Genomic DNA, 5580 nt, shown 5'->3' with positions numbered 1-5580 from the left:
CGGGGGCCGGCCCCGCCGGTCAGTTCCATCTCCGCCGCCATCAGGGACTGGCGCAGTTCGGTCAGGGTCGCCCCGCCGAACAGGGCGCCGATGAACAGGCCGTCGGGCTTCAGGGCGCGGCGGATCTGGATCAGGGTCCCGATCACGTCATTGGTCCAGTGCAGGGCGAGGCTCGAGACCGCCAGGTCGAGGCTGGCGAAGGCGAAGGGTAATTGCTCCTCGTCGACCATCAGCCGGGGCCCGTCGCGGCCGCCCAGCATGCCCAGGGCGATCTCGGTCTCGACCAGCAGGCCCACGCGGGGGGCGGCGTCACTGCTCGCCAGGGCGTTGCGGAACGCCCCGTTGCGCGCGCCGATATCGACAGCCCGGGGGAAGTCCCGCATGATCACCTCCAGCCGCGCGACAATGTCCTCGGCGGCGCGGCGCTTGAGGAAATCGGCCTGGCCATAGGCCTTGGCGGCGCGGTCGAGGCGGGTGCGCAACAGGGCCCGGTCGAAGATGCGGGGCGTGAGAGGCTGGGGGGCGCGTGACATGAGCCTGCAAGATGGCGTGTCGCGGGGCTGGTGGAAACCGGGTCCCCGGTGGATTTCCGCGATGCGGGCCGGTCTGGACCTGATCTTCCCGCCCCAGGCCCTGGACGACGGGCCGCGCCCGCTGGCCTCTGGCCTGAGCGCGGAGGCCTGGAGCCAGATCACCTTCCTCGACGATCCGGTCTGCGACGGTTGCGGGATTCCCTATGAATTCGACCAGGGCCCCGGCGTGCGCTGCGCCGCCTGCATGGCCAGGCCTCGGGCCTTTGACCGGGCCCGGGCGGCCTGCCTCTATGACGATGCCTCGCGCGGCCCGATCCTGCAGCTCAAGCACGCTGATCGCACCGATCTGGCCCCGTTGTTCGCGCGCTGGATCAGCCGGGCGGCCCGGGAGCTGATCGCCGAGGCCGATGTGATCGTGCCCGTGCCCCTGCATCCGACCCGTCTGCTGCGGCGCAGGTTCAACCAGTCGGCCGAGATCGCCCGGCCGCTCGCCCGGCTGACGGGGCTGGCCTATCTGCCTGATGCGCTCAGGCGGACGCGGGCGACGGAGACCCAAGGCGGCAAGTCCGGGGGCGGGCGGCGGCGCAATGTGGCCGCCGCCTTCGCCGTGCCCGCCTCTCAGGCGAAACGACTGGCGGGTCGCCGCGTGCTGCTGATTGATGATGTTCTGACCACCGGGGCGACGGCGGAGGGCTGCGCGCGGGCGCTGAAGGGCGCCGGGGCGCAATGCGTCAATCTGGCCGTAATCGCGAGGGTTAAAGAGGCCGCGAACAGGGCCATATAAGATCAATCAAGGATTTCGTGCGTTCATCGAGCCCATGCCCAACATCACCATCTACACCAAGCCCTACTGCCCCTACTGCGTTCGCGCCGTCTCCCTGCTGGAGAAGAAGGGCGTGAAGTTCGAGGAAATCGAGGCCGCCTTCGACGCCGAGAAGCGTCAGGAGATGATGCAGCGCGCCGGCGGCCGGGCCACCTTCCCGCAGATCTTCATCGGCGAGACCCATGTCGGCGGCTGCGACGACATGATGGCCCTGGAACAGACCGGCAAGCTCGACGCCCTGCTCGCCGCCTAGCGGCTGCGCACCAGGCTGAGCAGCGGCGGGATGAAGCCGAGCGCGCCCGCCCAGAGGATCCAGGCCGCGCCCTGCGCCAGGCCTTCGCCGCCGCCGCCATAGAGGCCGGGCGAGAAGGCGATCAACAGCGCGTCGCAGGCGGTGGCCGCCGCCGTGCCCAGGGCGACGCCGGTCACATATTGCGCCCCGTCGGCCAGGCCGCTGAGCCACTTCACCAGCATGATGGAGACCGGGATGAGCGGGACCGAGGCCAGGTAGAGGATCGCCAGATGCGGGCCGAACAGGCCGAGCGGACGGCCATACTGGATCGTCATCGCGCCGACGAACCAGAGGCCCATGCCGCTGGCCACGACTTTCAGGCACTGTGCGCGGGTGAGTTTGCCGTCCATGATCTTTCTCCCATATTGTAGCGACCGCTACATATTGCATCAATGTAGCGAGTGCTACAAGAGCCAATGACCATTCGAGACGATCGCCGCGCCGCCGCCCTGGCGCTCATGGCCGACCACCTCCTGGCGGAGGGGCTGGCGGGGGCGAGCCTGCGCCCGCTGGCCAAGGCGGCGGGGATCAGCGACCGCATGCTGCTCTATTATTTCGCCGACAAGGAGGAGGTGCTGAGCCTCACCCTCCTGACCATCGCCGGCCGGTTGCAGGGCGATCTGGCGGCCGTGTCGTCCGAGCCTGTCTCGCCGCGCGCCCTGGCGCCGGTTCTGTGGGGCGTGCTGCAAGGCCCCAGCATGAAGCCGGTGATGGCGCTCTGGCTGGAGCTGGCCGCCGCCGCCGCCCGGGGCCAGGAGCCCTTCGTGCGGATCGGAACCCAGATCGGCGAGGGCTTCCTCGACTGGGTCGAGGCGCGGCTCGCAGTGGCGCCGGGCGTTGATCGGCGGGCGACGGCGGCCCTGGTCCTGGGGGTGATCGACGGCCTGGTGATGATGGGCGGCGTGGGGCAGGCGGCGTTGGCCGAGCGGGCCCTGGCGCTGTGGGACTTGCCAAGCGGCTCCTGAGGCGCATCTAGGACGCCATGACCTATCGCGTCGCCCTGATCCAGACCCGCACGCCCGCGAGCCACGCTGCGGCGCTCGACCATATCGCGCCCCTGGTGCGTGAGGCCGCCGCCCAGGGTGCGCAGCTGATCGCCACGCCGGAAGGCAGCAACATCCTGCAGAAGGACAAGGCGAAGCTCCTGCCGCAGCTCGTCCTGCTGGCCGACGATCCGGTGGTCCGGGGGCTCCAGGCCCTGGCCGAGGAGCTCGGCGTCTGGCTGCTGGTCGGCTCGGCCCTGGTCAAGCGCGAGGACGGCAAGGCCGCCAACCGCTGCGCCCTGATCTCGCCGGCCGGTGAGATCGTCGCCACCTATGACAAGCTGCACATGTTCGATGTCGACCTGCCGACCGGCGAGACGGCGCGGGAGAGCGAGACCTATGAGCCCGGCGACCGGGCGGTGACCGTCGATCTCGGCGAGGCCAAGCTGGGCCTGACCATCTGCTACGACGTCCGTTTCCCGGCCCTGCACCGGGCGCTCGCCCTGGCCGGCGCCCAGGTGATCACCGTGCCGGCCGCCTTCACCCGCCCGACCGGCGCCGCGCACTGGGAGATTCTGCTGCGCGCCCGGGCCATCGAGACCGGCAGCTTTGTGCTGGCCCCCGCCCAGGGCGGCTTCCATGAGGACGGCCGCGGCACCTATGGCCACACGATCGCCATCGCCCCCTGGGGCGAGGTGCTGGGCGAGCTGGCCCATGACGAGCCCGGGGTGCTGGTGGTCGACCTGGACCTGGCGGCCGTGGCCAAGGCCCGCGCGGCGATCCCGGCCCTGGCCAATACGCGGGCCTTCGCCGCGCCGGAGACGGTCGCTTGATCCGCTACGCTCTGGCCTGCGATCACGCCCATGAATTCGAGGGCTGGTTCGGCTCCTCCGACGACTATGACGCCCAGCTGGCCAAGGGCCAGGTCGCCTGCCCGGTCTGTGATTCCACGGCCGTCGCCAAGCAGATCATGGCCCCGGCCGTCGCAGGCACGAAGCGCAAGGGTGAGGTCGCCCTCAACCCCCAGGCCCGCCAGATGATGATGGAGGCCCTCGGCCAGGTCCGCCGCCATGTGGAAGAGAACTTCGACTATGTGGGCGACAGCTTCGCCACCGAGGCCCGCGCCATCCACGAGGGCCGATCCGAGGAGCGCGGCATCTATGGCGAGGCCTCGCCCAAGGAGATCCGCGAGCTCACCGCCGACGGCGTCTCCATCGCGCCCTTGCCGCCGGAAGCGCCCAAGAAGACCGACGTGAACTGAGCGAACATCGGCATCTGTGACTCCGGTTGCCGACCCGGTTTGGGAGACATACGGTCCCGCCCGTTGTTCATCACCGGGGCCCGTCCATGATCCGCACCTTCGCCGCCGCCGCCGTCCTGTCGGCCGCCGCCCTCGCCAGCTCCGCCGCCCAGGCCCAGACCGCGCCGCGCCCCGACCAGCTGGCCTTCCGCGACCTCTACAAGGAGCTGATCGAGACCAATACGACGCTGTCGGTGGGCAGTTGCACCGTCGCGGCCGAGAAGATGGCCGCACGCCTGAAGGCCGCCGGCTTCCCGGACTCCGACGTCCAGCTGGTGGTCCCGCCGGAGCATCCGCAGTGGGGCGCGCTGATCGCCACCCTGCCCGGGACCGACGCCAAGCTGAAGCCGGTCATGCTGCTGGCCCACATCGACGTGGTCGAGGCCAAGCGCGCCGACTGGGTGCGCGATCCCTTCACCCTGGTCGAGGAGGGCGGCTATTTCTATGCCCGGGGCGCCAGCGACGATAAGGCCATGGCCTCGATCTTCACCGACAACATGACCCGCTACAAGAAGGAGGGCTTCAAGCCCCGGCGCGGCCTCAAACTCGCTCTGACCTGTGGCGAGGAAACCTCAGACACCTTCGACGGCGTCGATTGGCTGCTGAAGAACAAGCCGGCCCTGATGGCCGCCGAGTTCGCCCTGAACGAGGGTGGCGGCGGGCGGCTGACCGCCACCGGCGAGCGCCAGTTCCTGTCCATCCAGGCCGGAGAGAAGGTCTATCAGGACTACACCCTGGTGGTGACCAATCCCGGCGGCCACTCCTCGCGGCCGATCAAGGACAACGCCATCTATCACCTGTCCGGCGCGCTCTACCGCCTGGGCGGCTTCGACTTCCCCGTCGCCCTCAATGAGGCGACCAAGAACCACTTCGAGAAGATGTCGACCATCGAGGGCGGCGAGAGCGGCGCGGCCATGGCCGCCGTGGCCAAGGACCCGACCAATGCCGCCGCCATCGCCATCGTGGCCAAGGACCCCAGCCGCAACTCGATGATGCGCACCACCTGCGTGGCGACCATGGTCAATGCCGGCCACGCCCCCAACGCCCTGCCGCAACGGGCCGAGGCCAACGTCAATTGCCGCATCCTGCCCGGCGAGGACATTCTGAAGGTGCGCGACACCCTGGTCGGCGTCTTCGCCGATCCGGCCATCAAGGTGACCCTGGTGGGCGAGCCCAGCCCGGTCACCCCGCCGCCGCCCCTGACCAAGGCCATCGTCGGGCCGATCGACCAGGTGTCGAAGAAGATGTGGCCGGGCGTGCCCTTCGTGCCGGCCATGTCCACCGGCGCCACCGACGGCCGCTTCACCAACGCCGCCGGCATTCCGACCTATGGCCTGTCGGGCATTTTCGGCGATCCGGACGGCGGCGGCGTCCACGGCCTCAACGAGCGCATCCGCGTGCGCTCGCTCTATGAAGGCCGCGACTTCCTCTATGACGTGGTCAAGCTCTACGCGAACCAGAAGTAGGCTTTCCGTCGCCTGCAGAGCGACTGCGGGTTGATCGCGGACAAGTTGCGCGGCAGTCTCCCGGCGGGTTTGGGGGACTGCCGTGTTGCGTTTCAGAGTGATCTTGGCCGCCGTCCTGGCGGCGTTCGGCTTGGCGCGCGCGCAGGCTGCGCCGCTTGAGGCCTATGGCCGGCTGCCGGATAT

Annotated in this window: 8 protein-coding genes; 6 read left to right on the top strand and 2 right to left on the bottom strand. The window is 69.6% G+C overall.

The window, feature by feature from the left end:
• Positions 1 to 533, bottom strand: a 533-nt coding sequence (locus Q7P21_RS18940) for a methyltransferase domain-containing protein (RefSeq protein WP_304179542.1), incomplete at its 3' end; no start/stop codon positions are given.
• Here Q7P21_RS18940 and Q7P21_RS18935 point away from each other — a divergent pair.
• Positions 532 to 1317 (top strand): ComF family protein, encoded by a 786-nt coding sequence (locus Q7P21_RS18935; protein ID WP_304179535.1) that lies wholly within the window; start codon positions 532 to 534, stop codon positions 1315 to 1317. The two genes, Q7P21_RS18940 and Q7P21_RS18935, sit on opposite strands and share 2 nt — an antisense overlap.
• A 34-nt stretch (positions 1318 to 1351) precedes the next feature.
• Positions 1352 to 1609, top strand: coding sequence for a glutaredoxin 3 (gene grxC / locus Q7P21_RS18930; protein WP_304171996.1), 258 nt, complete (start codon positions 1352 to 1354; stop codon positions 1607 to 1609).
• Here the strand turns inward: grxC and Q7P21_RS18925 are convergent.
• Positions 1606 to 1998 carry a hypothetical protein gene (locus Q7P21_RS18925; protein ID WP_304171998.1) on the bottom strand — a complete coding sequence of 131 codons (393 nt, stop codon included), beginning with the start codon at positions 1996 to 1998 and terminating at the stop codon, positions 1606 to 1608. The two genes, grxC and Q7P21_RS18925, sit on opposite strands and share 4 nt — an antisense overlap.
• Positions 1999 to 2064: 66 nt before the next feature.
• Here Q7P21_RS18925 and Q7P21_RS18920 point away from each other — a divergent pair, with 66 nt between their 5' ends.
• From Q7P21_RS18920 to Q7P21_RS18905, 4 genes are all read left to right on the top strand, one after another.
• The gene (locus tag Q7P21_RS18920) at positions 2065 to 2613 is read left to right on the top strand and encodes a TetR/AcrR family transcriptional regulator (RefSeq protein WP_304172000.1); all 549 of its coding nucleotides are present in this window, start codon (positions 2065 to 2067) and stop codon (positions 2611 to 2613) included.
• Positions 2614 to 2630: 17 nt separating this feature from the next.
• On the top strand, positions 2631 to 3464 hold the full coding sequence (locus Q7P21_RS18915; protein ID WP_304172002.1) for a carbon-nitrogen hydrolase family protein: 834 nt from the start codon (positions 2631 to 2633) through the stop codon (positions 3462 to 3464).
• Positions 3461 to 3892 (top strand): DUF1178 family protein, encoded by a 432-nt coding sequence (locus tag Q7P21_RS18910; protein ID WP_304172004.1) that lies wholly within the window; start codon positions 3461 to 3463, stop codon positions 3890 to 3892. The genes Q7P21_RS18915 and Q7P21_RS18910 overlap by 4 nt, the downstream gene beginning before the upstream one ends.
• An 86-nt stretch (positions 3893 to 3978) precedes the next feature.
• Positions 3979 to 5397, top strand: a complete 1419-nt coding sequence (locus Q7P21_RS18905) for a M20/M25/M40 family metallo-hydrolase (protein ID WP_304172006.1) — start codon at positions 3979 to 3981, stop codon at positions 5395 to 5397.
• Positions 5398 to 5580: the final 183 nt, after the last annotated feature.

The organism is Phenylobacterium aquaticum (genome assembly GCF_947378715.1).
In the GTDB taxonomy this organism is placed as follows: Bacteria; Pseudomonadota; Alphaproteobacteria; order Caulobacterales; family Caulobacteraceae; genus Phenylobacterium; species Phenylobacterium aquaticum_A.
Note: the sequence above shows the minus strand (reverse complement) of the source record. Positions and strands in the feature narration are given on the sequence as shown.